The organism is Bradyrhizobium sp. MOS002, from assembly GCF_003020115.1.
GTDB lineage: Bacteria > Pseudomonadota > Alphaproteobacteria > Rhizobiales > Xanthobacteraceae > Bradyrhizobium.
The window spans coordinates 486,308-512,501 of sequence record NZ_PYFX01000003.1 but is presented as its reverse complement, the minus strand read 5'-3'; the positions used below and the strand labels follow the sequence as shown (position 1 = coordinate 512,501).

General features: G+C 64.9%; 21 protein-coding genes. 14 read left to right on the top strand and 7 right to left on the bottom strand.

Annotated elements, in window-relative coordinates; translation table 11 throughout:
- Nucleotide 1 precedes the first annotated feature (1 nt).
- Entirely contained in the window at nt 2-919 is a 918-nt protein-coding gene (locus tag C7G41_RS11125; RefSeq protein WP_106942594.1) for a LysR family transcriptional regulator, read from the bottom strand.
- A 120-nt stretch (nt 920-1,039) separates the two neighbouring features.
- Between C7G41_RS11125 and C7G41_RS11120 the strand changes: the two genes are divergently transcribed.
- The 6 genes from C7G41_RS11120 to C7G41_RS11095 all read left to right on the top strand — a co-directional run bounded on the left by C7G41_RS11120 (nt 1,040) and on the right by C7G41_RS11095 (nt 6,615).
- Nucleotides 1,040-1,855 carry a putative hydro-lyase gene (locus C7G41_RS11120; protein WP_106942593.1) on the top strand — a complete coding sequence of 272 codons (816 nt, stop codon included), beginning with the start codon at nt 1,040-1,042 and terminating at the stop codon, nt 1,853-1,855.
- A gap of 89 nt (nt 1,856-1,944) precedes the next feature.
- The gene (locus C7G41_RS11115) at nt 1,945-3,189 is read left to right on the top strand and encodes an ABC transporter substrate-binding protein (RefSeq protein WP_199198302.1); all 1,245 of its coding nucleotides are present in this window, start codon (nt 1,945-1,947) and stop codon (nt 3,187-3,189) included.
- Between the two features lie 148 nt (nt 3,190-3,337).
- The gene (locus C7G41_RS11110; RefSeq protein ID WP_007593739.1) at nt 3,338-4,216 is read left to right on the top strand and encodes a branched-chain amino acid ABC transporter permease; all 879 of its coding nucleotides are present in this window, start codon (nt 3,338-3,340) and stop codon (nt 4,214-4,216) included.
- A complete protein-coding gene (locus tag C7G41_RS11105; RefSeq protein WP_007593738.1) occupies nt 4,216-5,199 on the top strand; it encodes a branched-chain amino acid ABC transporter permease in 984 nt (327 codons plus the stop codon). Before C7G41_RS11110 ends, C7G41_RS11105 begins: the two co-directional genes overlap by 1 nt.
- On the top strand, nt 5,196-5,927 hold the full coding sequence (locus tag C7G41_RS11100) for an ABC transporter ATP-binding protein (RefSeq protein WP_007593737.1): 732 nt from the start codon (nt 5,196-5,198) through the stop codon (nt 5,925-5,927). The genes C7G41_RS11105 and C7G41_RS11100 overlap by 4 nt, the downstream gene beginning before the upstream one ends.
- Nucleotides 5,911-6,615 (top strand): ABC transporter ATP-binding protein, encoded by a 705-nt coding sequence (locus C7G41_RS11095; RefSeq protein ID WP_007607963.1) that lies wholly within the window; start codon nt 5,911-5,913, stop codon nt 6,613-6,615. Before C7G41_RS11100 ends, C7G41_RS11095 begins: the two co-directional genes overlap by 17 nt.
- Nucleotides 6,616-6,798: 183 nt before the next feature.
- On the opposite strand, the gene C7G41_RS11090 is transcribed toward C7G41_RS11095, so the two are convergent.
- Entirely contained in the window at nt 6,799-7,473 is a 675-nt protein-coding gene (locus tag C7G41_RS11090; RefSeq protein ID WP_199198301.1) for an aldolase, read from the bottom strand.
- 103 nt (nt 7,474-7,576) lie between these two features.
- Between C7G41_RS11090 and ltnD the strand changes: the two genes are divergently transcribed.
- From ltnD to C7G41_RS11055, 7 genes are all read left to right on the top strand, one after another.
- Nucleotides 7,577-8,494, top strand: a complete 918-nt coding sequence (gene ltnD / locus C7G41_RS11085; protein ID WP_106942591.1) for an L-threonate dehydrogenase — start codon at nt 7,577-7,579, stop codon at nt 8,492-8,494.
- Between the two features lie 14 nt (nt 8,495-8,508).
- Complete coding sequence (gene otnI / locus C7G41_RS11080; RefSeq protein WP_106942590.1) at nt 8,509-9,291, top strand: 2-oxo-tetronate isomerase; 783 nt, start codon at nt 8,509-8,511, stop codon at nt 9,289-9,291.
- On the top strand, nt 9,288-10,577 hold the full coding sequence (gene otnK, locus C7G41_RS11075) for a 3-oxo-tetronate kinase (protein WP_106942589.1): 1,290 nt from the start codon (nt 9,288-9,290) through the stop codon (nt 10,575-10,577). Before otnI ends, otnK begins: the two co-directional genes overlap by 4 nt.
- 168 nt (nt 10,578-10,745) lie before the next feature.
- Complete coding sequence (locus C7G41_RS11070) at nt 10,746-12,437, top strand: methyl-accepting chemotaxis protein (RefSeq protein ID WP_106942588.1); 1,692 nt, start codon at nt 10,746-10,748, stop codon at nt 12,435-12,437.
- A 256-nt stretch (nt 12,438-12,693) separates the two neighbouring features.
- A complete protein-coding gene (locus tag C7G41_RS11065; protein ID WP_106942587.1) occupies nt 12,694-14,388 on the top strand; it encodes a methyl-accepting chemotaxis protein in 1,695 nt (564 codons plus the stop codon).
- A gap of 165 nt (nt 14,389-14,553) precedes the next feature.
- Nucleotides 14,554-17,733 carry an efflux RND transporter permease subunit gene (locus C7G41_RS11060; protein WP_106942586.1) on the top strand — a complete coding sequence of 1,060 codons (3,180 nt, stop codon included), beginning with the start codon at nt 14,554-14,556 and terminating at the stop codon, nt 17,731-17,733.
- Complete coding sequence (locus C7G41_RS11055; RefSeq protein ID WP_106942585.1) at nt 17,720-18,922, top strand: efflux RND transporter periplasmic adaptor subunit; 1,203 nt, start codon at nt 17,720-17,722, stop codon at nt 18,920-18,922. The genes C7G41_RS11060 and C7G41_RS11055 overlap by 14 nt, the downstream gene beginning before the upstream one ends.
- A 145-nt stretch (nt 18,923-19,067) precedes the next feature.
- Here C7G41_RS11055 and C7G41_RS11050 read toward each other — a convergent pair whose 3' ends face one another.
- Together C7G41_RS11050 and C7G41_RS11045 are read right to left on the bottom strand one after the other, a co-directional pair.
- A complete protein-coding gene (locus tag C7G41_RS11050; protein ID WP_106942584.1) occupies nt 19,068-20,585 on the bottom strand; it encodes an acetyl-CoA acetyltransferase in 1,518 nt (505 codons plus the stop codon).
- A gap of 117 nt (nt 20,586-20,702) precedes the next feature.
- Nucleotides 20,703-21,836, bottom strand: coding sequence for a nitronate monooxygenase (locus C7G41_RS11045; protein WP_106942583.1), 1,134 nt, complete (start codon nt 21,834-21,836; stop codon nt 20,703-20,705).
- Between the two features lie 268 nt (nt 21,837-22,104).
- Here C7G41_RS11045 and yghU point away from each other — a divergent pair, with 268 nt between their 5' ends.
- Nucleotides 22,105-22,983, top strand: a complete 879-nt coding sequence (gene yghU, locus C7G41_RS11040) for a glutathione-dependent disulfide-bond oxidoreductase (protein WP_106942926.1) — start codon at nt 22,105-22,107, stop codon at nt 22,981-22,983.
- Between the two features lie 169 nt (nt 22,984-23,152).
- Here yghU and C7G41_RS11035 read toward each other — a convergent pair whose 3' ends face one another.
- The 3 genes from C7G41_RS11035 to C7G41_RS11025 form a co-directional block, all read right to left on the bottom strand.
- On the bottom strand, nt 23,153-24,430 hold the full coding sequence (locus C7G41_RS11035) for an acyl-CoA dehydrogenase family protein (protein ID WP_027516797.1): 1,278 nt from the start codon (nt 24,428-24,430) through the stop codon (nt 23,153-23,155).
- Between the two features lie 307 nt (nt 24,431-24,737).
- A complete protein-coding gene (locus tag C7G41_RS11030; protein WP_106942582.1) occupies nt 24,738-25,118 on the bottom strand; it encodes a VOC family protein in 381 nt (126 codons plus the stop codon).
- Between the two features lie 113 nt (nt 25,119-25,231).
- Nucleotides 25,232-26,011, bottom strand: a complete 780-nt coding sequence (locus C7G41_RS11025; protein ID WP_106942581.1) for an SDR family NAD(P)-dependent oxidoreductase — start codon at nt 26,009-26,011, stop codon at nt 25,232-25,234.
- Between the last annotated feature and the right edge of the window lie 183 nt (nt 26,012-26,194).

The following is a 26,194-nucleotide window of genomic DNA, read 5'->3' as shown; positions in this document are numbered from 1 at the left end:
TTCAATGACGCGCCGGCGCGGGCGCGTCAACTGCGAGGCTGCTCTGCGCAATCTGACATGCAAGCTCTGCGACCCGCTCCACCGCCACGACGTCGGGCGAGGCGAGCCAGCTGGCCGTGAATGTCAGCGGCGCGATTTTGAGATCGGTGTCGAGCAGTTGCAGCCGCCCGTCTGCGAGCTCGTTCTCGACGATGGCGTCGGGGATCACGGCGATGCCGAGGCCCTCGACCGCCATGTGGATGACGGTCGCAAGCGAGGCGGAGGCGTGCAGCCGAATCGGCGGCAGCTCCGGCCGGTCGAACACTTCGCGCACGACCTCGTAGGGCCGCGTCTTGCGCGGAAATGTGATGATCGGAAACCGGGCGAGCTCGGCCCGCGTGACCGGTCCGTTGCCGAGGCCGAGCGAGGGGCTGGCGAGAAAGCCAATCGGATAGTCGGCGAGGACGCGATTGTGCACCCCGGAGGCCGACAGCGGACCGACGACAAAAGCGAGCTCGATCTCCTGCGCAAGCAGGCGCGCGGTGAGGTTCGGCGTGATGTCGACCTCGATCTCCAGCGACAGGTTCGGGTAGACCTCGTTCATGCTCTTCACCAGCCGCGGCAGCCAGGTGTGCACGATGGTCTCGGCAACGCCGAGCCGCATCACCCCGCGCATCGCCGAGCGATCGCCGATCTCGGCGATCATCGCGGCGCGCAGGCCAATCAGCTTCTCCGCATAGACCATCATCTGCCGGCCGCTCGGTGTCGGCGAGGCCACGCGGTGGTCGCGATTCAAGAGCTTCACCCCCATCTCGCGCTCGAGCTGGGCGATGCGCTGGGAGATCGCCGGCTGGGTCGTGTTGAGGCGTGCTGCGGCGCCGCGAAAGCTGCCGAGCTTCACAACCCAAAGAAATGTCTCGATCGATCTGAAGTCCAGCATTGGAACGATTTTCCTGACCGATAAATGAAAATTATTGATATTGATTAGAAAGGAAGATTAGACTTTATAGCACGCGTGGTGTTGGCTTGTCTTTGTCGAGTTTATAGGCAGGTCGATCTCATGACTGTTTTGGTGGCAGTGCAGCAAACTGAAACGCCCGACGCCCTCCCGAGCCGCAAGGCGCGGCTCGCCTATCGCGAGGGGCTGGTCGCCTCCACCGCCGGCGTTGCCCCCGGCTTCGTCCAGGGCAATCTGGCGATCCTGCCGGCGGAATATGCCGGCGCCTTTCACCGCTTCTGCCAGCTCAATCCCAAGCCGTGCCCGATCATCGGCATGTCCGACGTCGGCAGTCCGTACATCCCGGCGCTGGGCACCGACCTCGACATCCGCACCGACGTGCCGCGCTATCGCATCTGGCGCGACGGCGAGGTGGTCGACGAGCCGACCGATGTGAGCAAGTACTGGCGCGACGATCTCGTGACCTTCGTGCTCGGCTGCTCGTTCTCGTTCGAAGAGGCGCTGCTCGACGAGGGAATGCCGATCCGCCACATCGAGCGGAACGTCCGCGTGCCGATGTACCGCACCAACATCGCCTGCGGCGAGTCCGGTCCCTTCGCCGGTCCCATGGTGGTGTCGATGCGTCCGTTCAAGCCGGCGGATGCGATCCGCGCGGTGCAGATCACCTCGCGCTATCCGGCCGTGCACGGCGCGCCCGTGCATCTCGGCCATCCCCATCTGATCGGCATCAAGAACATCGCCAAGCCCGACTACGGCGATCCGGTGCCGGTCGCCGACGACGAGATTCCGGTATTCTGGGCCTGCGGCGTGACACCGCAATCGGTCATCAACGCTGCCAGGCTGCCGTTCGCGATCACGCATTCGCCGGGCCTGATGCTGGTGACGGATCTCAAGAACAGGACCATGGCCGTGATTTAGTGGGCAGCATTTGCTGCTTCTTCGAGCTTTACCGCATCCATCAATCGCTTCATTCGATCAGCCGAAATTCAGTAACAGGGGACTTTGCCATGAAGATCACTCGCCGCGACGTATTGTTGGGAGCCACCGCTACGGCTGCGCTCGTGCCGCTGGCAGCGCGCGCACAGACCTCTGAAGTCGTGATCGGCGTGATCTATCCGTTCTCCGGCGGCAGCGCGCAGCAGGGCGTCGACGCGCAGAAGGCCTACGAGACCGCGCTCGAGGTCATCAACAAGGACACCGATTTCGACCTGCCGCTGGCGAAGGGCGAGGGTCTGCCGGGTCTCGGCGGGGCAAAAGTGCGGCTCGTCTTCGCCGACCACCAGGCCGATCCGCAGAAAGGCCGCGCCGAAGCCGAGCGCCTGATCACGCAGGAGAAGGTCTCCGCCATCATCGGCACCTATCAGAGCGCGGTCGCCGTTACCGTCAGCCAGATCTGCGAGCGCTATCAGATCCCGTTCGTCTCCGCCGACAATTCCTCGCCCAGCCTGCATCGCCGTGGCCTGAAATATTACTTCCGCGCCGCACCGCATGACGAGATGTACTCGGCCGCGATGTTCGACTTCTTCGATGCCTTGAAGAAGAAGGGCACCAAGATCGAGACGCTGTCGCTGTTCCACGAGGACACCATCTTCGGCACCGATTCTGGTAACGCCCAGGCCAAGATCGCCGGCGAGCGCGGCTACAAGATCGTCTCCGACATCAAATATCGCGCCAACTCGCCCTCGCTCTCGGCCGAGGTGCAGCAGCTCAAGAGCGCGAACGCCGACGTGCTGATGCCCTCGAGCTACACCACTGACGGCATCTTGCTGGTGAAGACCATGGGCGAGCTCGGTTACAAGCCGAACGCGATCGTGGCGCAGGACGCCGGCTTCTCCGAGAAGGCGCTCTACGACGCCGTCGGCGACAAGCTCGAAGGCGTGATCTCGCGCGGTACCTTTTCGCTCGATCTCGCGCAGAAGCGCCCGATGGTCGGCAAGATCAACGACATGTTCAAGACGCGGTCGGGCAAGGATTTCAACGATCTCACCTCGCGTCAGTTCATGGGCCTGATCATCCTCGCCGACGCCATCAGCCGCGCCAAGTCGACCGACGGCGAGAAGATCCGCGACGCGCTGGCCGCCACCGACATCCCGGGCGAGCAGACCATCATGCCCTGGAAGCGCGTCAAGTTCGACGAGATGGGCCAGAACAACGACGCCGACCCGGTGCTGCTGCAATATGTCGGCGGCAAGTTCGTCACCATCTTCCCGCCGCAGGCCGCGATCGCCGAAGCGGTCTGGCCGATGAAGTAAGCGGCGAGCGGGAGCACAGTTGTAGCTCCCGCCTTCATCCTGAGGAGCGGGCGCAGCCCGCGTCTCGAAGGACGAGGGCTGGGCCATCCTTCGAGACGCGCGCGGTGCGCGCTCCTCAGGATGAGGACGTAGTTCGGGGGACAGACTTTTGACAGCCCAAACCATTATCCAAAGTCTCGCGAGCGGCCTCCTCATGGGCCTGCTCTACGGACTGATCGCCGTCGGCCTCGCGCTGATCTTCGGCCTGATGGACGTCGTGAACTTCGCGCATGGCGAGTTCCTGATGATCGCGATGTATGTGAGCTTCTTCCTGTTCACGTTCTTCGCCATCGACCCCTTGCTGTCGGCGCCGCTGGTGGCCGCCGCGCTGTTCGTATTCGGGGCGGTCGTCTATTTGTTGATCGTACGCTTCGCCATGCGGGCCAAGGCCAATGCCGGCATGGTGCAGATCTTCTCCACCTTCGGCCTCGCCATCGTGATGCGCGGCCTAGCGCAGTTCTTCTTCACGCCGGATTATCGCAGCGTTCCGCATTCCTGGCTCGGCGGCAAGACGATCTCGATCGCCGGCGTCTTCCTGCCCGAGCCGCAGCTCATGGGTGCGCTGGTTGCGATCCTGGCCTTTGCCGGCCTCTACTTCTTCATCCATCGCACCGATTTCGGTCGCGCGCTGGAGGCCACCCGTGAAGATCCCGGTGCGGTGGCCCTCGTCGGCATCGACAAGAATCGCGTGTTCGCGCTCGGCTGGGGGCTTGGTGCCGCGCTGGTCGGCCTCGCCGGAGCGATCATGGCAAGCTTCTTCTATATCTATCCCGACGTCGGCGCGTCCTTTGCACTGATCGCCTATGTCACGGTCGCACTCGGCGGCTTCGGCAGCGTGTTCGGCGCTTTCGCCGGCGGGATCATCGTCGGCCTCGTCGAGGCCACCACCGCGCTGGTGCTGCCGCCGTCGCTGAAATCGGTCGGCATCTACGCCGTCTACCTGCTGGTGGTCTTCATCCGGCCGCGCGGCCTGTTCGGATCGATGTGATGGACAAGGATTTTGCCGCGCGGCGCCGCCGCGACCTCATCATCGCCGCGGTGCTGACCGCCCTGGCGGCGCTCGCTCCGCTGTTCATCAAGGACGTCTACGTCCAGAACATCCTGATCCTGACCTTGATGTATGCGGCGCTGTCGCAGAGCTGGAACATTCTCTCCGGCTATTGCGGGCAGATCTCGCTGGGACATGCGCTCTATTTCGGCATCGGCGCCTACACCACCGAGCTTCTGTTCACCAAGTTCGGCGTACTGCCATGGTTCGGCATGCTCGCCGGCGGCGCAGTCGCGGCCGCGATCGCGATGGGGCTCGGCTATCCCTTCTTCCGCTTGCGCGGCCATTACTTCGTGATCGCGACCATCGTCATCGCCGAGATCGGCTTGCTCTTGTTCCAGAACTGGGAATGGGCGGGGGCCGCGATGGGGATCACCATTCCGGTGCGCGGCGACAGCTGGCTGAAATTCCAGTTCATGCGCAGCAAGCTGCCGTACTTCTATTTCGCACTGGTGCTGTGCAGCCTCGCCTGGTTCGTCACCTGGTGGCTCGAGGACTCCAAATGGGGCTTCTGGTGGCGCGCGGTGAAGGACAATCCGGAAGCGGCCGAGAGCCTCGGTGTCGTCGTGTTCAACTCCAAGATGGGCGCGGCCGCCGTCTCCGCTTTCCTCGTTGCCATCGGCGGCGCCTTCTACGCGCAGTTTCTCGCCTATATCGATCCTGAAAGCGTCATGGGCTTCCAGTTCTCGCTGCTGATGGCATTGCCGGCCGTGCTTGGCGGCATCGGCACTCTCTGGGGGCCCGTGTTAGGGGCGGCCATCCTGATCCCGATGACGGAGCTGACGCGCTCCTATATCGGCGGCTCCGGCCGCGGCGTCGACCTCATCGTCTACGGCACGCTGATCGTGCTGATTTCGCTCGCCCTGCCGCAGGGTCTGGTGAGTCTGTTCTCTCGTGCGAAGCGGAAGGGAGCCACGCGATGACCCCGCTGCTTGAAACCCGTGGCGTCTGGCAGCGGTTCGGCGGCCTCGTCGCCAACAGCGACGTCTCGATCTCGGTCGGCCGCGGCGAGATCGTCGGCCTGATCGGTCCGAATGGTGCCGGCAAGTCGACGCTTTTCAATCTCATCGCCGGCGTGCTGCCGCCGACGCAAGGTTCGATCTGGTTCGACGGCGAGGATGTCACCAGCATGCCGGCAGCCGAGCGCTGCCAGCGCGGCGTCGGTCGCACCTTCCAGGTCGTCAAGAGCTTCGAGACCATGACTGTTATCGACAACGTCATCGTCGGTGCTCTCGTGCGCAACACCGTGATGCGCGAGGCACGGCGCAAGGCGCATGAGGTGCTGGAGTTCACCGGCCTTGCCGCGCGCGCCAACGTGCTCGCGAGCGACCTCGTGCCGGCCGAAAAGCGCCGCCTCGAAGTCGCGCGTGCGCTTGCGACCGAACCAAAGCTGCTGCTGCTGGACGAAGTCCTCACCGGCCTGACGCCGACCGAGGCGCAGACAGGCGTGGCGCTGGTGCGCAAGGTGCGCGACGCCGGCATCACCGTGCTGATGGTCGAGCACGTCATGGAGATCGTGATGCCGCTGGTCGACCGCGCCATCGTGCTCGACCTCGGCAAGGTGCTGGTCGAGGGCAAGCCCACTGAAATCGTCCGCGATCCCAAGGTGATCAGCGCATATCTGGGAGATCGTCATGCTGTCGGTGCGTGAAGTCACGACCGCCTATCAGGGCCTGGTCGCGATCTCCGCGGTCAGCATCGAGGTCGCCAAGGGCGAGATCGTCTGCGTCGCCGGCGCCAACGGCGCGGGCAAGTCGACGCTGCTGAAATCCATCGCCGGCGCCGAGCGCCCGCGCTCGGGCACGGTGACGTTCGACGGCAAGCGCCTCGACGGCATGGCGCAGCACCATATCACCGCCACCGGCATCGCCTATGTGCCGGAGAACCGCCGATTGTTTCCGCGCCTCTCCGTGCGCGACAATCTGCGCCTCGGTAGCTATCTCTATCGCGGCGAGGCCGACCGCGAGAGTCCGCTCGATCTCGTGTTCCAGCTGTTTCCGCGCCTCTCCGAACGGCTCGAACAGCGCGCCGAGACGCTAAGCGGCGGCGAGCAGCAGATGCTCGCGATCGGTCGCGCGCTGATGACGCGCCCGCGGCTGTTGATGCTGGACGAGCCCTCGCAGGGCATCATGCCGAAGCTGGTCGACGAGATCTTCCAGGCCGTGAAGCGCATCCGCGATGCCGGCATGACCGTCTTGATCGTCGAGCAGCGCATGGCGGAGTGCCTGGAAATCGCCGACCGCGCCTACATCCTGCAAACCGGCCGCGTGCTGATGCAGGGCGCAGCAAGCGAGATCAAGGGCAATCCGGATGTGCGCAAGGCGTATCTGGGGCTGTAGCCGCGAAGTGTTGGGCACGCTCGCGCAACACACTCGACGTCATCGCCCGCGAAGGCGGGCGATCCAGTATTCCAGAGGCCGTTGTGATTGAGCCGAGAAGCCGCGGCGTACTGGATTCCCCGCCTTCGCGGGGAATGACAGCGGTGAGTAGGGCGGTGTAGTTCGCCCACAGCTGCACGAGGCTCAATGCTCGTGCCCTTGCTCCGGCAGCGATACCCCAAACACCCTCACCAGATCCGTCACCTGCTCCGGCGACAGATAGCGCGGGTTCAGCCCACGCAGCAGCAGATACAGCTTCGCCGTTTCCTCCAGTTCCTCGGTCGCGAACACCGCTGCCTCCAGCGTGTCACCGGCGACGACGGGGCCGTGATTGGCGAGCAGCACGGTTGAGTACTTCCCCGCCAGCCCCTTGATCGCATCCGCGACCGCGGGATCGCCGGGGCGGTAATAGGGCACGAGTGCGGTGGCGCCGCATTTCATCAGATAATAGGCCGTCATCGGCGGCAGCGCGGCGTGCGGGTCGATCTCCGGGAGCATCGACAGCGCGACCGAATGGGTGGAATGCAGATGCACGATCGCCCTTGCGCTCCCGCGCGTGGCGTAGAGCGCGGTGTGCAGCGGAACTTCCTTGGTCGGCGCATCGCCCGAAACCAGTCGGCCCTGATCGTCCAGCCGCGACAGTTTTGCGGGATCGAGGAAGCCGAGCGAGGCATTGGTCGGCGTCACCAGCCAGCCGCCGCCGTCCAACCTGACGCTGATATTGCCGGAGGAGCCGGGCGTCAGCCCACGCTCGAACAGGGACCGTCCGAAGCGGCAAATGTCTTCGCGCAGCCGCGTCTCGTTGCTCATGGCCGTCATGTCCGTTTGTCTCACGCTTTGGCAGCGCGGCCAAGCCGTGTTATTCGGTTGCCAAGCTGCCGCAAAGGGCGGCCGTCCGGGAAACGTCGCAAGGATCAGTTGCATGTCCGCCTCCACGTCACAGAATCAGCGCATCGCCGTCATCGGGCTCGGCTCGATGGGGTTCGGCATGGCGACCTCGCTGAAGCGCGCCGATCATGTCGTCACCGGCTGCGACGTCTCGGCTGACGCGGTCGCGCGTTTCGTGACGGAGGGCGGCTTGGGTGCCAAGACGCCGGCTGAAGCTGCCAAGGGCGCCGACATCGTCGTCAGCGTCGTCGTCAATGCCGCGCAGACCGAGACCATCCTGTTCGGCAAGGATGGCGTCGCCGAAACCATGGCCAAGGACAGCGTCTTCCTGTCGTCGGCGACCATGGATCCCGATGTGGCGCGGCGTCTCGCCAAGCAGTTGGAGGCGACCGGCCGGCACTATCTGGATGCGCCGATCTCCGGCGGGGCGCAGCGCGCGGCGCAGGGCGAACTGACGATTCTCGCCTCGGGCAGTCCGGTTGCGTTTGAGAAGGCGCGACCCGCGCTCGATGCCATGGCCGCAAAGCTCTACGAGCTTGGCGATGCCGCAGGCCAGGGCGCCGCCTTCAAGATGATCAACCAGTTGCTCGCCGGCGTGCACATCGCCGCTGCCAGCGAGGCGATCGCATTCGCGGCCAAGCAGGGTCTCGACATCCGCAAGGTCTACGAGGTGATCACGGCGTCCGCCGGAAATTCCTGGATGTTCGAAAACCGCATGCCGCACGTGCTCGACGGCGATTACACGCCGCGCAGTGCGGTCGAGATCTTCGTCAAGGACCTTGGCATCATCCAGGACATGGCGCGCAGTGCCAGATTTCCGGTTCCGGTCTCCGCCGCAGCACTTCAGATGTTCTTGATGACATCAGCCGCCGGCATGGGCCGCGACGACGATGCGTCGGTGGCGCGGATGTATGCGCAGGTCACGGGCGTCAAGCTGCCTGGCGACAAATAGACAAGAGGATTCCCATGCCCCGTTTTGCCGCCAATCTCTCGATGATGTTCACCGAGGTGCCGTTTCTCGACCGCTTCGACGCCGCTGCGGCAGCCGGCTTCACCGCCGTCGAGTTTCTCTTTCCCTATGAGCATCCGGCCGAGGCGGTCGGCGAGCGGCTCAAGCGCAACGGCTTGACCCAGGCGCTGTTCAACCTGCCGCCGGGCGATTGGAATGCCGGCGAGAAGGGTTTTGCGGCACTCCCGTCGCGCTTCGCCGAGCTCAAGGCGAGCCTGGAGACCGCGCTGCCCTACGCCAAGGCGACCGGCGTCAAGCGGCTGCATTTGATGGCGGGCATCGCCAACCGTGGCGAGCGCGTCGCCATCGAGGCGTTCTACAAATCGGTAGCTTGGGCCGCCGAGTTCTTTGCGCCGCACGGCATCGACATCGTGCTCGAACCGATCAATGCGCGCAACGTGCCCGGCTATTTCCTCAACGATTTCGGCTTCGCGCGCGACCTGATCCAGGAGCTGAGGGTTCCGAACCTGAAACTCCAGTTCGACATCTATCACTGCCAGATCATCCATGGCGACGTCACGATGCGGCTGCGCGAGATGATGCCGCTGATCGGCCACATCCAGATCGCCAGCATCCCCTCTCGCAACGAGCCTGATGGCGAGGAGCTGAACTATCCGTTCCTGTTCGACGAGCTCGACCGGCTCGGCTATGCCGGCTTCGTCGGCTGCGAATACAATCCGCGCGGCAAGACCACCGACGGCCTTGCCTGGTTCAGGCCCTATGCGGGAGTGAAACCGTGACACTTGCAGCGAAAATATCCCTTGGCTGCATTGCCGACGACTACACCGGCGCCTCCGACCTCGCCAATACGCTGACGCGCGCGGGCCTGCGCACGGTGCAGACCATCGGTGTGCCCGCGGACGATCTCGCGCTGCCCGAGGTCGACGCCGTCGTGGTGTCCTTGAAGAGCCGTTCGATCGAGGCCGGCCTTGCCGTGTCACGCTCTCGCGCGGCCGAGACATGGCTGCGCGGCCGCGGCGCGAGCCACGTGCTGTTCAAGATCTGCTCGACCTTCGATTCCACTGATGCCGGCAATATCGGCCCGGTGATGGACGCGCTGCGCGCCGATTGCGGCGAGGCGGCCGTGCTGGTGACGCCGGCCTTCCCGGAGACCGGCCGCACCGTCTACCAGGGCAATCTGTTCGTGGGCGCCGTGCCGCTGAACGAGAGCCCGCTGAAGAACCATCCGCTCAACCCGATGCACGATTCCAACCTGGTGCGCGTCCTGGCGCGCCAGAGCAAGACGCAAATCGGCCTCGTCGACCTCGCCACCGTCACGCGCGGCGCGGATGCCGTGCGGGCGCGGCTGGCCGAACTCGCGGGCAAGGGCGTCGGCGCGACGATCATCGACGCCGTGTTCGATCGCGACCTCGAGACCATCGGCCTCGTCGCTGTCCAGCATCGGCTGTCGGTCGGCGCCTCGGGCATGGGTCTTGGGCTAGCGCGGGCGCTGGTGTCGACAGGCAAGGTCACATCGACAGCGGCGAGCAGCGAGGTGGGGGCTGCGGTCGGCGGACCGGCGGCGTGCCTGGCCGGAAGCTGCTCGCAGGCGACGCTTCAGCAGATTGACAGTGCCGAGCGTGTCATGCCGGTGCTGCATCTCGATCCGGACCGTATTACTACGGGCGAGGACGAGGCGCAGCGCGCGCTGGCATGGGCGAAGCCGCGATTGGCCGACGGTCCGGTCCTGATCGCATCGAGCTCGACGCCCGATCAGGTTGCCGCGCTCCAGGCGCGCCATGGTCGCGACGCGGCCGGCCACGCCATCGAACAAGCGATGGCTGACATCGCCGAGGGGCTGGTGCTGGCCGGCGTGAAGCGCCTGGTCGTCGCCGGCGGGGAGACATCCGGCGCCGTGGTCGACCGGTTGAAGATTCCCGGATTTCTCGTGGGAGCAGAGATCGCGGCCGGCGTCCCGGTGCTGCGCGCGGTCGGTGCTGAAAAAGGCGCCATGTTGCTTGCCTTGAAGTCCGGAAACTTCGGCGGCGCGGAGTTTTTCTCCGACGCGCTTGGGCTCATGCGCTGAGCGCAGGGCATTTTTAGCGCCCTGTTCATTTGTTTCGGGCTTCGTACTCGTACGGAGTCGTCGTTAACATCTGCTCAGGTGCTCTCGTGTTGGATGTTGGTGCTGCTCCCTTAGGTTGATTCGTAAATTTCCGGACGCGCCGCCGCGCCAGCACAAAGAGACCCGATTATGCTCGCCACCATTTCCATTCGCGCCAAGATCATCAGTGTCGTGGCGTTCCTGCTGGTCGCGATGGCCGGCATGGGTCTGCTCGCCGTCACGAAGATGCGGTCGATGAATGCCAACACCACCGAAATCACCACGAGCTGGATGCCCAGCGTGCGGGTGCTCGGCGAGCTCCGGGCCAGCGTGATCACCTATCGCAACGTGGTTCGTCAGCACATGCTGTCCGAAACCCTCGAGGACAAGCTCGCGAACGAGAAGACCGCCGGCACCGTGATCGAGGCCCTTTCCAAGGCGCGCAAGTCCTACGAGCCGATGATCACCTCGCCTGAAGAGCGGAAGCTGTACAACGACTGGGCCAAGCTCTGGGACGACTATAAGAAGGGCACCGAAGACGTCATGGCGCTCTCGCGGAAGGAGGCCGGCAAGGTCCCGCATGAGGCCCAGGAGCTGAACACCAAGACGGTCAACAAGATCGGCCTTGAGGCCGACGCGATCCTGACCAAGGACATCGAGCTCAATACCAAGGGCGGCGACCAGGCTGCTCAGGATGCCGCCGACAGCTATTCCTTCGCTTTCATGCTCGTCTCGATCATCCTCGGCGCGGCCGTGATTATCGGCATCGGCGTCGGCTTCTACCTTGTCCAGGACGTCTCCAGCGGCATCAATTCGATCATCGAGCCGATGCAGGCGTTGGGCAAGGGCGAGCTTTCCGCCGAAGTCCCTCATCGCGGTGAGAAGACCGAGATCGGCGCCATGGCCGATGTGCTCCAGATATTCAAGGAAGCGCTGATCGCGAAGAAGGCCGCCGACGAGGCTGCCGCCGCCGATGCCGAAGCCAAGATCGAGCGCGGCCGCCGCGTCGACAACATTACCCGCGAATTCGAAACCATGATCGGCGAGATCGTCCAGACCGTGTCGTCGGCCTCGACCCAGCTGGAGGCCTCGGCCTCGACGCTGACTTCGACCGCCGACCGCTCGCAGCGGCTGGCGACCACCGTTGCCGGAGCGTCGGAGGAAGCCTCGACCAACGTGCAGTCGGTGGCCTCGGCGACCGAGGAGATGGCTTCCTCGGTGAGCGAGATCAGCCGCCAGGTGCAGGAATCCGCCCGCATGGCGGGCGACGCCGTCGGCCAGGCGCGCGCCACCACCGAGCGCGTCAGCGAGCTCTCGAAGGCGGCCTCGCGCATCGGCGACGTGGTCGAGCTCATCAACACCATCGCCGGCCAGACCAATTTGTTGGCGCTGAACGCGACCATCGAAGCCGCACGCGCCGGTGAAGCCGGCCGCGGCTTCGCGGTCGTGGCCTCCGAGGTGAAGGCGCTCGCCGAGCAGACCGCGAAGGCGACCGGCGAGATCGGCCAGCAGATCTCCGGCATCCAGGCGGCGACCAACGACTCGGTCGGCGCCATCAAGGAGATTTCGTCGACCATCGAGCGTCTGTCGGAGATCTCGTCGGCGATCGCGGCGGCCGTGGAAGAGCAGGGCGCTGCGACCCAGGAGATCGCCCGCAACGTCCAGCAGGCGGCGCAGGGCACTCAGCAGGTTTCCTCCAACATCACCGACGTGCAGCGCGGCGCAACCGAGACCGGCACGGCCTCCTCGCAGGTACTGTCGGCGGCGCAGATGCTGTCCAACGACTCGGGCCGGCTCAAGACCGAGGTCAGCAAGTTCCTGACCAACGTTCGCGCTGCGTAACGACTGCCCACGCGCAGGGCGTAAACCTCCGCATCAACATCCATCGACGAAAGAGCGGCGCCGCAAGCGCCGCTCTTTTTTGCCGCGCCGGTAGCCTGATGTCGCCTGCAGGTAGCATCATGAGGTGGCGCCCGTAGTCATACGGGACGCGGTTTCATCGATAGTTAATTTCGGCTTAGAAGAATAGCCCAAGGACCGCCGGTCGCAGCCCTGATTGGAATCAACTGACATTTCATCTGGTCTTTGGGGGCCCGCAATGCGCAAGAATCTTCCCGTCACCGAAATCGAATATCCCGTAAGCGATGAGACCCTCATCGTTTCGAAGACGGATCTCAAGGGCAAGCTCGCCTACTTCAACGAGGACTTCATCGCCGCTGCTGGCTTCACGTCCGCGGAGCTCATGGGTCAGCCGCACAACATCGTCCGCCATCCCGACATGCCGCCGGAGGCGTTCGACAATCTCTGGGACACGCTCAAGGCGGGCAAGCCGTGGCTCGGCGCGGTGAAGAACCGCCGCAAGAACGGCGATTTCTACTGGGTGCTGGCGACGGCCTCTCCGATCCGGGAGAACGGCCAGGTTACCGGCTACACGTCGATCCGCACCAAGCTGCCGGCCGACCAGCGCAAGCTGGCCGAAGAGGTCTACGCGGCGATCCGCGAGAAGAAGCCGCATGGTTATCGCGTCGACGCCGGCATCATCCGCCGCCGCTCGCTGCTCGACCATTTTGCGATCTTCACCAGGACGCTGAAAGCGCGCCTGGTCACCACGATGGCGCTCCAGTTGCTGTTCGTGCTCGCGCTTGGCATCGGCGGAGCGCTCTCGACCGGCGGTACGACCAGCCTGAGCCTGGCGCTGCTGGCCGTCGCCGGCGCTGCCGTCCTCGGCTTCGCCGGCCTCACGACCATGCGCGCGATCCAGGGGCCTATGCAGCAGCTCAACGACACCTTGGTCAACCTCGTCCAGGACAAGCTGGACAACCGCATCCTGATCCAGCGTGACGACGAGATCGGCGAGGCGCTGCGCAATCTGCAGACGGTGCAGACGATCATCCGCTTCAGCCGCGACGAGGTGCAGGCGGTGCAGCGCCGCGCCGAAGGACAGCGCAAGGCCGACATGACAAAGCTTGCCGACGGCTTCGAGGCCGCGGTCGGCGAAATCGTCGAGACCGTGTCTTCGGCGGCGACCGAGCTCGAGGCGTCGGCCTCGACGCTGACCTCGACCGCCGGTCGGGCGCAGGAATTGGCGACGGTGGTCGCGTCCGCCTCGGAAGAAGCCACCACCAACGTCCATTCAGTGGCGTCGGCGGCCGAAGAGATGTCCTCCTCGGTGCGTGAGATCAGCCGGCAGGTGCAGGAATCCGCCCGGATCGCGGGGGAGGCAGTCAGCCAGGCGCAATCCACCACCGAGCGGGTCAGTGAATTGTCGCGGGCGGCGTCCCGGATCGGCGACGTCGTCGAGCTCATCAACGCTATCGCCGGGCAGACCAATCTGCTGGCGCTGAATGCGACGATCGAGGCGGCTCGTGCCGGCGAGGCCGGCCGCGGCTTTGCGGTGGTTGCCTCGGAGGTGAAGGCGCTCGCCGAGCAGACGGCCAAGGCCACCGGCGAAATCGGCCAGCAGATCGGCGGCATCCAGACGGCGACGCAGGATTCGGTTGGTGCCATCGGCCAGATCAGCGGCACGATCGCCCGCCTGTCGGAGATCTCTTCGGCGATCGCGGCGGCGGTGGAGCAGCAGGGCGCGGCGACCCAGGAGATCGCTCGGAACGTGCAGCAGGCGGCCCAAGGCACCCAGCAGGTGTCGGCCAATGTCGGCGAGGTACAGCACGGTGCTTCCGAAACCGGCTCGGCGTCCTCGCAAGTGCTGTCGGCGGCGCAGATGCTCTCGCGCGATTCGAGCCGCCTCAAGCTCGAGGTCGGCAAGTTCCTGGACTCGGTCCGCGCCGCATGAGGCGGCCGCATGGCCGCAGTGCGCGTTCCGCAGTGCGGTAGCACGGAAGTGAATGCCGGAAAGGCGCCGGAGATTGGCGTTTCCGGCGGTGCTCGGGTAAAGGGAGGAGGGGATCCCCGTGGGGGCGGATCCCGTATCCTCGCTTGACCTGGAATTTCCCGGCGAATGATTGCTCTGGTCCGTATTGCCCTGAGCCGGCCCTACACGTTTGTCGTGCTCGCGCTCCTGCTTCTGATCATCGGACCGTTGGCGGCGCTGCGGACGCCGACCGACATCTTTCCGGACATCCGCATCCCCGTGATCGGGGTGGTCTGGCAGTACACTGGCCTGCCGCCCGACCAGATGTCGGGCCGCATCACCACGCCGTTCCAGCGCGCACTGACGACGACGGTCAATGACATCGAGCACATCTCCGCCAATTCCTATAACGGCTTTGGCATCATCAAGATCTTCTTCCAGCCGAACGTCGACATCCGCACCGCCAATGCGCAGGTCACCGCGATCTCGCAGACGCTGATCAAGCAGATGCCGCCGGGCGCGACGCCGCCCCTGATCCTGAACTACTCCGCCTCCACCGTGCCGATCGTCCAGGTGGCGCTATCGGGCGATGGACTGACCGAGCAGAACCTCGCCGATATCGGCATCAACCAGCTGCGTACGCCGCTGGTCACCGTGCCCGGCGCCGCGATCCCGTACCCGTTCGGCGGCAAGCAGCGCCAGGTCCAGATCGATCTCGACCCGACCGCGCTCCAGGCTAGGGGCCTGTCCGGCCAGGACGTCGCCAACGCGCTCGCGGCCCAGAACCTGATCACGCCTGTCGGCACCCAGAAGATCGGGCAGTTCGAATACAACATCCAGCTCAACAACTCGCCGCTGAAGATCGACGAGCTCGGCAATCTGCCGATCAAGACCGTCAACGGCGCGATGGTCTATGTGCGCGACGTCGCGACCGTGCGCGACGGAAACCCGCCGCAGACCAACATCGTCCATGTCGACGGCAACCGCTCGGTGCTGATGATGGTGCTGAAGGCGGGCGCGACCTCGACGCTCGACATCATCGCGGGCATCAAGCAGAAGGTGATCGACGTCAAGGACCAGCTGCCGGACGCGCTCAAGATCGGCTTCATCGGCGATCAGTCGGTGTTCGTCCGCGGCGCCATCGAAGGCGTCGCGTTCGAAGGCGTGATCGCGGCGCTGCTCACCAGCATCATGATCCTGCTGTTCCTCGGCAGCTGGCGCTCGACCGTCATCATCGCGGTCTCTATCCCGCTCTCCGTGCTCGGCGCCATCATCATGCTGGCGGCGATCGGCGAGACGCTGAACATCATGACGCTCGGCGGCCTGGCGCTCGCGGTCGGCATTCTCGTCGACGACGCCACCGTCACGATCGAGAACATCAACTACCATCTGGAGCAGGGCAAGCCGGTCGAGCAGTCGATCCTCGACGGTGCCAACCAGATCGTGACGCCGGCCTTCGTCTCGCTGCTCTGCATCTGCATCGTGTTCGTGCCGATGTTCTTTCTCACCGGCGTGGCGCGCTTCCTGTTCGTGCCGATGGCGGAAGCGGTGATGTTCGCGATGATCTGGTCGTTCCTGCTGTCGCGCACGCTGGTGCCGACCATGGCGAACTATTTGTTGCAGGCACATGTCCACCACGAGGACGGCCCGCCGAAGTCGCGTAATCCCCTGGTGTGGTTCCAGCGCGGCTTCGAGGCTCGCTTCGAGCGTATTCGCGGCGGCTACCACAATTTCCTCGGGCTCGCGCTCGCGCACCGTCCGGTGTTCGTGATCTGCTTTCTCTGCGTGGTCGGCGCGTCCTTCGCGCTGGTGCCGTTCCTCGGGCGCAACTTCTTCCCCGCGGTCGATGCCGGCAACATCCTGATGCACGTCCGCACCCAGGTCGGCACCCGTGTGGAGGAGACCGCCAACCAGCTCGCCGACGTGCAGAAGGCGATCCGCAAGCTGATCCCGGGCGAGATCGAAACGCTGACCGACAACATCGGCATGCCGATCTCCGGCATCAACATGACCTACAACAACACCGGCGTGATCGGCCCGCAGGATGGCGACATCCAGATCAAGCTGAAGGAAGGCCACAAGCCGACCGAGGAGCATGTGCGCGTGCTGCGTGAGCAGCTGCCACGGCTATTCCCCGGCGTCAGCTTCGCCTTCCTGCCGGCCGACATCGTCAGCCAGATCCTGAACTTCGGCGCGCCGGCGCCGATCGACCTGCAGATCCGCGGCGCCAATATCGGCGCCAACTTCGCCTATGCCAACAATCTGCTGGCCAGGGTCCGCAGGATTCCCGGCGTCGCCGATGCGCGCATCCAGCAATCGCCGAACAATCCGACCTTCAACATCGATGTCGACCGCACCCGCGCGCAATATGTCGGCCTGACCGAGCGCGATGTCACCAACAGTCTCGTGGTCAACCTTGCCGGCTCCTCGCAGGTGGCGCCGACCTACTACCTCAATCCGGATAACGGCGTGTCCTATTCGATCGTGATGCAGACGCCGCAATACCAGATGGATTCGCTCAGCGCGCTGCAGACGTTGCCGATCACGGCCGCCGGCAATTCGCAGTCGCCGATCCTCGGCGGCATCGCCGACATCAAGCGCTCGACCTCGAGCGCGGTGGTCTCGCAATACGACATCCAGTCGATGGTGCAGATCTTCGCCACGACCTCGGGCCGCGATCTCGGTGCGGTTGCGACCGACATCCGCCAGGTGATCGCCGACACCGCCAAGGAGGTGCCGAAAGGCTCTTCCGTGGTGCTGCTCGGCCAGGTGCAGACCATGAACAGCGCCTTCACCGGCTTGTTGTTCGGCCTGCTCGGGGCGGTGGTCCTGATCTATTTCCTGATCGTCGTGAACTTCCAGTCCTGGTCCGATCCCTTCGTGATCATCACGGCGCTGCCTGCCGCGCTCGCCGGCATCGTCTGGATGCTGTTCGTCACGGAGACGACGCTGTCGGTGCCGGCGCTGACCGGCGCCATCATGTGCATGGGCGTTGCCACCGCCAACAGCGTGCTCGTGATCTCCTTCGCGCGCGAGCGCTACGAGGAGCTTGGCGATCCCATCGCCGCGGCGCTCGAAGCCGGCTTCGTCCGGTTCCGCCCGGTGCTGATGACCGCGCTCGCCATGATCATCGGCATGGCGCCCATGGCGCTGGGGCTCGGCGAGGGCGGCGAGCAGAATGCGCCGCTCGGCCGTGCCGTGATCGGCGGCCTGATCTTTGCAACCTTCGCCACGCTGATGTTTGTTCCCGTGGTGTTCAGCATGGTACACAAGAAGCAAGGCGCCAAAGCCGCCGCCCCCTTGGAGACTCCGCATGTCGCCCACTGAATCCCGCTCCCCGGTGTCGCACCGGAAACTGGGCATTTTCGGCGTGGTGGCGCTGATCGCGGCAGGCCTGGTCGTGGGCACCGGCATCCGCGCCCGCGAGGAGCAGGGCTCCAAACTGAAGGCGTGGACCGACGACCAGGCTATTCCCAGCGTCGCGGTGACGCTGCCTAATGCCAAGGCTCTCAATTCGACCATCGACTTGCCGGGCCGTCTCGAAGCCTATTATCGCGCGCCGATCTTTGCCCGCGTTCCCGGCTATCTCAAAAGCTGGAGCGCCGATATCGGCGCGCGGGTGAAGGCCGGTCAGGTGATCGCAGAGATCGAGGCGCCCGACCTCGACCAGCAATTGCTTCAGGCCCGCGCCGACCTTGCCAGCCAGCAGTCCAGCGCCAGGCTGTCGGAAGCCACCCTCAACCGCCGCAAGACGCTGGTCGCCTCCAACTTCGTCTCCGCGCAGGAGATCGACGAGCGTACCGCCGATCTCTCCAACAAGAACGCGGCGGTTCGCTCGGGCCAGGCCAATGTCGAGCGCCTCGAAGCGCTGGCCGGTTACAAGAAGATCACCGCACCGTTTGACGGTGTGGTCACGGCGCGCGACACCGACGTCGGTGCCCTGATCAATTCAGGCGGCGGCTCGGGCCCGGCGATGTTCGTGGTCTCCGACATCACCAAGCTGCGCGTCTATATCAACGTGCCCCAGAACTACGTGCCCGCGATCAAGATGGGCGCCAAGGCCGCCATCGTGCTGCCGGAGTATCCGAACCGGACCTTCCAGGCGACGGTGGAAGCGTCCTCGCAGGCGGTTGACGTCGCCTCCGGCACGACGCGCATGCAACTTGGTCTCGACAATGCCTCAGGCGAACTGATGCCCGGCGGTTACGCCAGCGTGAAGCTCAGCCTGCAGCGCGACACCGCGCCGCTCAGCATTCCCGCCAGCGCGCTGATCTTCAACGGCAGCGGCCTGCGCGTCGCCACCGTCGGTGCGGACGACAAGGTCCTGTTCAAGCCCGTGACCATCGGCCGCGACCTCGGCCGCGAGATCGAGCTCGCCTCGGGACTTGCGGCGGACGACCGCGTCATCACGGCACCGCCGGACGGCCTTTCCGACGGCGACCAGGTCCGCGTGACCGGCGCCGGCGCCAACGGCAAGCCCGCGACGGCGTCGGAAAAGCAGGCGCCGAAGGGGTAGGGCGCTCTCGTGCCCCGGACGCGGCGCAGCACGTAGTGGTGCGCTGCTGAGCCGGGGCCCATCTCTCCCTGCCGGCGGTGTTGCTTTCTGGGTCCCGGCTCTGCGGAGTGGCATTGCATGCCGCACCGCGTCCGGGACACGAGAGCTACGCCACCCACCACTCCGGCACGCCATCGGCGGCCATCGTGATCTCGCCGAGCGAGCCCACCGGCGTGCGGTCCGTGTTCAGCAGATGCGCCAGCGTCGCCGTATCGCTGGCGGGAATCCGCGCCAGCGTGCGCCTGTCGTCGTCCGTCCGCAGCATGGCCACGCCGTGCTCGACATCGCCGACCCGGCCGTAGAGCACCGTAAAGCTCTCGACCTTGCCTTTGCCCGAGACATCCGTGACGAACTCCGGCACCGCGCGCTTGTTGCTGTCCGCCGCCGCCTGCACGCTCGTCTCCTGTGCCAATGCTTCACGCGGCGGCACCTTCGACACCACCAGCGCATGATGCTTGGTGACGAAGCCGCCCTGGCCGTAGAGCAGGCCTAGCTTTGCGCCGTCGCGCACACGCCGCACCATCGCGCAGGCCGCATGCGTCATGTAGGTGTTGAGCGGCGCGCCGAAGAAGGTGAGGCCGCCGGTCACGGTCGGCTGCACGTCCGCGCCCAGGCCCAGCGTCCGCCGCGCCATCTTGGGCACGCACGGGAAGCAGCTATAGAGCTCGATCGCGTCGAACGTCTTGCCGTCGCCGCCAGCGAGATCCATCGCGGCTTTCAAAACGGCGTTCTGCGGATGGCTCTCGTAAAACTGGTCGCGCAGGAGATAGTCGCGCGGCTCCTCGGCCGATGCGCCGCCGAGCGGATAGACCAGTCTGTGATCGGCGATGCCGGCCGCACGCGCCTTGGCGAGGCTGGTGAGCAGCAGCGCGCCGCCCATGTTGACGCTCGGATTGGCAACCATGAGCTTGTTGTAGGGCCACGCGATGAGACGGTTGTCCGCGGTCGGCGTCGTGATTTCGTCAGGCGCATAGCGCCGCTTCAGCCAGGCGTTGGGATTCTGCGCGGCGGCCTCGGAATAGCGTGACCATAATGTACCCGACTCTGCCATTGCCTCGCGCGGCGTCTGGCCCCAATGGGCGGATGATGCCGCTTCATAGAACGGATAGACGGTCACGGGCCGGAACACGCCGAGCTTCACGGCCAACGGTTTCTGGAACGCCGCGCCGCGTTTCGGCTCCTCGACGTCATGGGCGAACGGCGTCCATGGCAGCTTCGCGCCGGCGCGTTCCGCCTTGGTCGCCGTCGACTGTGCTTCCGCACCGCAAACTGCGGCAACATCGCATTCGCCGCGCGCGATGCGCTTTGCTGCCTCGTGGATGTAGCGGATCGGGCTCTCGCCGCCGACCGGGCCATAATAGCAATGCGACGGCGTGATGCCGAGCCGTTGCGCCAGCAGCTTCTCCGGATCGCGATAACGCCAGCTCAGGAAGTTGACGACGTCGAGCGATTGCACCTCGCCGAGCAGCTTTGCGCCGGCATCTGCTTCCGCGCGCCGCAAGGCCTGTTCGAGCAGGTCGAGCGGCTCAAGGCCGTCGGTGAACTCTCTCGGGCGGTCGACGATCTCGCCGACGCCGACGATGACGGGAATGCGGTCTTCGGGGATGTATTTCTTATCGGTCATGCTTCAATTCACGATGTCAGTTGTTTCGTCATTGCGAGCGCAGCGAAGCAATCCAGGGTCGTTCCGCGGTGGTAGTCTGGATTGCTTCGCTGCGCTCGCAATGACGGTGTGTGGCAATCACTCCGCCACCAGTGCATTCATGTGCTCGACGGCTTCGGCAAACTCTTCCTTGAACTCCTGCACCACCGCGCCGGCCGACTTCACGCTGTCGATCAGCCCGACGCCCTGGCCGACGAAGTAACTCACGAGATCGCGCGCCTTGGCGTTGCCACCCGCCGCCGCGCGGTCGATCGCGTTGAAGGCGTCGCGGCTGACGATGCTTTGCAGCGGCATCGGCAAGGCGCCGGGGCTCTCGGCTGCGCGATCCCAGGCGTCGGTCCAGACCGAACGAAGCTGCCGTGCCGGCTTTCCGGTGCGGCCCTTCGAGCGCACGGCATCGCGCGACGATGCCGCGATCATCTTCTCGCGAAAGATCTCCGTGGTCTCGGCCTCGACTGTGGCAAGCCACACCGAGCCGGTCCAGGCGCCGGCCGCGCCCATCGCCATGCAGGCCGCCATCTGCCGTCCGGTCATGATGCCGCCGGCCGCCAGCACCGGCACGTCGCGGATCTTCTTGATCGCCTTGATCACCTCCGGCACCAGCACCATGGTCGAGACCTCGCCGCAATGACCGCCGGCTTCGGTGCCCTGGACCACGAGGATATCGACGCCGGCCGCGACCTGGCGCAGCGCGTGCTCCTTGGCCCCGACCAGCGCCGCGACCGGCACGCCGTGTTTCCTGCCCATCTCGATCATCGCCTTCGGCGGTACGCCCAGGGCATTGGCGATCAGGCGGATCGGGTGGTTGAACGAGACCTCCAGGAGTTGCAGCGCCGTCTTCGCATCGAACGGCTGCGGCTGGTTGTCGGCCACGTTGGTCGCGGTCAGCTCGATGTCGTATTTCTTCAGCAGATCGCGCGTGTAGTCGCGGTGCTCCTGCGGCACGCGCGCCTCCAGGCTCTTCCAGGTGACGTCCTTCTCGCCTGCGGTCGACATGTTTTCGGGGATCAGCACGTCGACGCCGTAGGGCTTTCCGTCGACGTGCTCATCAATCCATTTCAGCTCGCGCTCCAGCGTATCAGGCGTGTGTACGGTCGCGCCTAACACGCCAAACCCGCCGGCACGGCTGACGGCGGCGACGACATCGCGACAATGGCTGAAAGCGAGCAGCGGGAACTCGATGCCCAGCATGTCGCAGATCGGCGATTTCATCGTTCTCTCCCGGCGGCCGGCGCATCTCGTTGCTTTCGCTGGCGAAGCGGCGACGAAGCTAACTCATCACCGTCGGCGATCCCATGCCGGATTTCCCCGCTGTTCTTGCGTGCAGGCGTCATCAATTGGAGAGCCCGCGAGGGTATGGTGACGGCTGATCGCATGACGCGGCATCGAGGCCCGCGCCGGACGCAGGGCCGGCAGGGCTTGCCATCGGCCGTCCGTGGGCTAATTAATGCAGGCGCATCTTTTTCGCCGGAGCCCCATGATGACCGACGCCCCCGCCTACGTGCCGCCGAAAGTCTGGACCTGGAACAAGGAGAACGGCGGGCAGTTCGCCAGCATCAACCGGCCGATCGCCGGTCCCACCCACGACAAGGAGCTGCCGGTCGGCAAGCATCCCTTCCAGCTCTATTCGCTGGCGACGCCCAACGGGGTCAAGGTCACCGTGATGCTGGAGGAGCTTCTGGCGCTCGGGCACAAGGGCGCCGAGTACGACGCCTGGCTGATCAAGATCGGCAATGGCGACCAGTTCGGCAGCGGCTTTGTCGACATCAATCCGAATTCCAAGATCCCGGCGCTGATGGACCGTTCCGGCCCGGAGCCGATCCGGGTGTTCGAATCCGGCTCGATCCTGTTCTACCTCGCCGAGAAGTTCGGCGCCTTCCTGCCCAAGGACATCAAGACCCGCACCGAGGCGATGTCGTGGCTGTTCTGGCAGATGGGCAGCGCACCCTATCTCGGCGGTGGCTTCGGCCATTTCTACGCCTACGCGCCGACCAAGATCGAATATGCCATCGACCGTTTTGCGATGGAGACCAAGCGCCAGCTCGACGTGCTCGACCGCCGGCTCGCCGACAACGAATATCTCGCCGGCAGCGACTACACCATCGCCGACATGGCGGTGTGGCCCTGGTACGGCGCGCTCGCCAAGGGGCTGGTCTACGGCGCGGGCGAATTCCTGTCCGTGCAGGACTACAAGCACGTGCAGCGCTGGACCGACCAGATCGCCAAGCGCCCGGCCGTCAAGCGCGGCCGCATGGTCAACCGCGTCTCCGGCGATCCCGCCAGCCAGCTCCACGAGCGGCACGACGCCGGCGATTTCGAGACCAAGACGCAGGACAAGATCGGCGAGGTGGCGACGTAAGCGGGTGTGCTTTTCTTCACCTCGCCCCGGTTGCGGGGAGAGGTCGGATTGCATCGAAGATGCAATCCGGGTGAGGGGGAGTCTCCGCGAGTCCGACTGACAGCGTCCCCGCGGAGACTCCCCCTCATCCCAACCTTCTCCCCGCAGGCGGGGAGAAGGGGAAGAAAGATCACGCCATGCTCAGCTCGTGGCGTCCTACCACCATCCAGTGCACCTCGTCCGGACCGTCCGCGAAACGGAGATGGCGGACGTCCTGGTACATTTCGGCGAGCGGGGTCCAGTGCGAGATGCCGGTGGCGCCGTGCATCTGGATCGACTGGTCGATGATCTTGCAGGCGCGCTCCGGCACCATGGCCTTGACCATGGAGACCCAGACGCGAGCTTCCTTGTTGCCCAGCACGTCCATGGCCTTGGCGGCCTTCAAGACCATCAGCCGCATCGCCTCGATCTCGCAGCGCGCCTGCGCGATGATCTGCATGTTGCCGCCGAGATGGGCGATCTTCTTGCCGAAGGCCTCGCGGGTGAGGCCACGCTGCACCATCAAATCGAGCGCCTTCTCGGCCTTGCCGATGGTGCGCATGCAGTGATGGATGCGGCCCGGGCCTAGCCGAAGCTGCGAGATCTCGAAGCCGCGGCCTTCGCCGAGCAGAATGTTCTCCTTGGGGACGCGGACGTTGTTGAAGCGCATATGCATGTGCCCGCGCGGCGCGTGGTCTTGGCCGAACACGTACATGGGGCCGAGCACCTCGACGCCGGGGGTGTCGCGCGGCACCAGGATCTGCGACTGCTGCTTGCTCGGCGCCGCATCCGGATTGGTCTTCACCATCACGATGAGGATCTTGCAGCGGGGATCGCCGACACCGGAGATGTAATACTTCTCGCCGTTGATGACCCATTCGTCGCCGACGAGCTTTGCGCTCGTCGAGATGTTCTTGGCGTCGGAGGAGGCGACGTTCGGCTCGGTCATGACATAGGCCGAGCGGATCTCGCCGTTCATCAGCGGCTTTAGCCACTTCTCCTTCTGCTCCTTGGTGCCGACGCGCTCCAGCACCTCCATGTTGCCGGTATCAGGCGCCGAGCAGTTCATACTCTCCGAGGCCAGCGGACTCTTGCCGAGCTCGGATGCGATATAGGCGTAGTCGAGATTCTTCAGGCCCTGGCCGGTCTCGTCGTCGGGCAGGAAGAAGTTCCAGAGGCCTTCCTGCTTGGCCTTGTTCTTGGCCTTCTCCAGCACCTCGAGCTGCTTCGGCGTGAAGCTCCAGCGGTCTTCCTTGCCCTCGCCGGCCTTGGCGAACTCGATCGACATCGGCTCGACGGTATCGCGGATGAACTTCCTGACGTGATCATAGAGCGGCCGGACCTGGTCCGACATCCTGAGGTCGTTGAGCTCGTCGCCGGGATTGAGGGTGTAGTTGGTGGTGCGGGGAATATAGGTGTGTTTTGTCATTGTTCCTCCCGGGGGCGCTGAGATCGCGTTGCGCCGGAGAATAGTCGCAGCGTCGCCAAAGTGCGAGCGCGCATTTTCCAACGCGAGCCATGCCATGCGATGGAATATCGCGAGGGCGTTTGAAATGTTGTTTGAATGCGGGGCGAACACTCTCTCCAGCGTCGTCCCGGACAAGCGCAGCGCAGATCCGGGACCCATAACCACAGGGAGCAGTTTGACGAAGACTCGGAGTTACGAGTTTGCGCTACAACCACTCCCTGTGGTTATGGGTCCCGGCGTTCGCCGGGACGACACTGAATATGCCGGCCTAGTTCGCCATCCGATGCATCGCGCAGATCTTGTTGCCGTCGAGGTCACGCAAATACGCAATATAGAGGTTGACGCCGGGGCCTTGGCGGATGCCGGGAGGATCTTCGCAAGGGATGCCGCCGGCGGCGACTCCGGCCGCGTGCCAGGCGTTGACCTGCTCCGGCGAGTTGGCGGCAAAGCCGATGGTGCCGCCATTCGCAGGCGTCGCGGCCTCGCCGTTGATCGGCTTCGTCACCGAGAACACGCCGGTCTTGGTGATGTAGAAGATGCGATGGCCATCGACGCGCGCCGGCCGCACTTCGAGCGTGGTCAGCAAATTGTCGTAGAATGCCTTGGCTTTGTCGAGGTCGTTGGTGCCGATCATCACGTGTGAAAACATTTTGCCCGTTCCCCTTGTTATGGTTTGTAGCCCGGATGGAGCGCAGCGCAATCCGCGTCTTGTTTACTTTTGGCCGTCCCGGATTGCGCAGCGCTCCATCCGGGCTACGAGACTCAAAACGCCGTATAACCGCCGTCGATCACGAACGTATCCGCGGTGTGGTACGACGACGCCTTGCTCATCAGATACACCGCGATGCCGCCGAAATCGCTGGCCTCGCCGAAGCGTCGCACCGGAATGCGCGGCATCACGTTGGCAACGAACTTCTCGTTGGCCATCAGGCCCGAGGTCATGTCGCTCTTGATCCAGCCGGGCAGGATCGCATTCGCGGTGACGCCGTGGCGCGCCAGCTCGACGCCGAGCGCGCGCACCAGCGCATTGATAGCGGCCTTGGTCGCGGCATAGTGCTCGTTGCGCGCGGTGCCGAAGATCGAGGCGAGGCTGGAAGTCGCCACCAGTCGGCCGAAGGGATCGCCGGCCTCGGCGCGCGCGGTCATGTGTCTTGCGGCCGCCTGGAACGCGTGGAACACGCCGTCGAGATTGGTCGCGAACATCGTGCGCCATTCCTCCTCGGTGCGTTCGATAAACGATCGCCGGCCGCCGCCGCCGATGCCGGCATTGGCGAAGCAGCCGTCGACCCGGCCGAATATGTCGAGCGTGGCCTTCATCGCGGCATTGACCGAGGCCGGGTCGGTGACGTCGCAGACCCGCGCGTCGACCTTGCCTGATAGCCCCGCCAGGCTCGCGGCAGCGCTGCTGTTCTTGTCAGGATTGCGCCCCCAGATCGAGACGTTGCAGCCCTGGCCGGCAAGCGCCTGTGCAATGCCGAGTCCGATACCGCCATTGCCGCCGGTGATCACGGCGACCCGGCCTGTGAGGTCGAAAAGGTTCATGGCGCGTTTCCTGTTTTTGGCGAGGTTTCTTGGCAAGGTTTCTTGGCATGCGGCGCATCAGCCGCTGCGCGCAAGATTGCTTGCTATGCTCCGATCACCATGGACAAGACCGCGCCAAAAATCAAATATGCGCCCCGGCAAAAGCAATTCCGGTCTGCGAAACTGACACAGGCCGCAACTCAC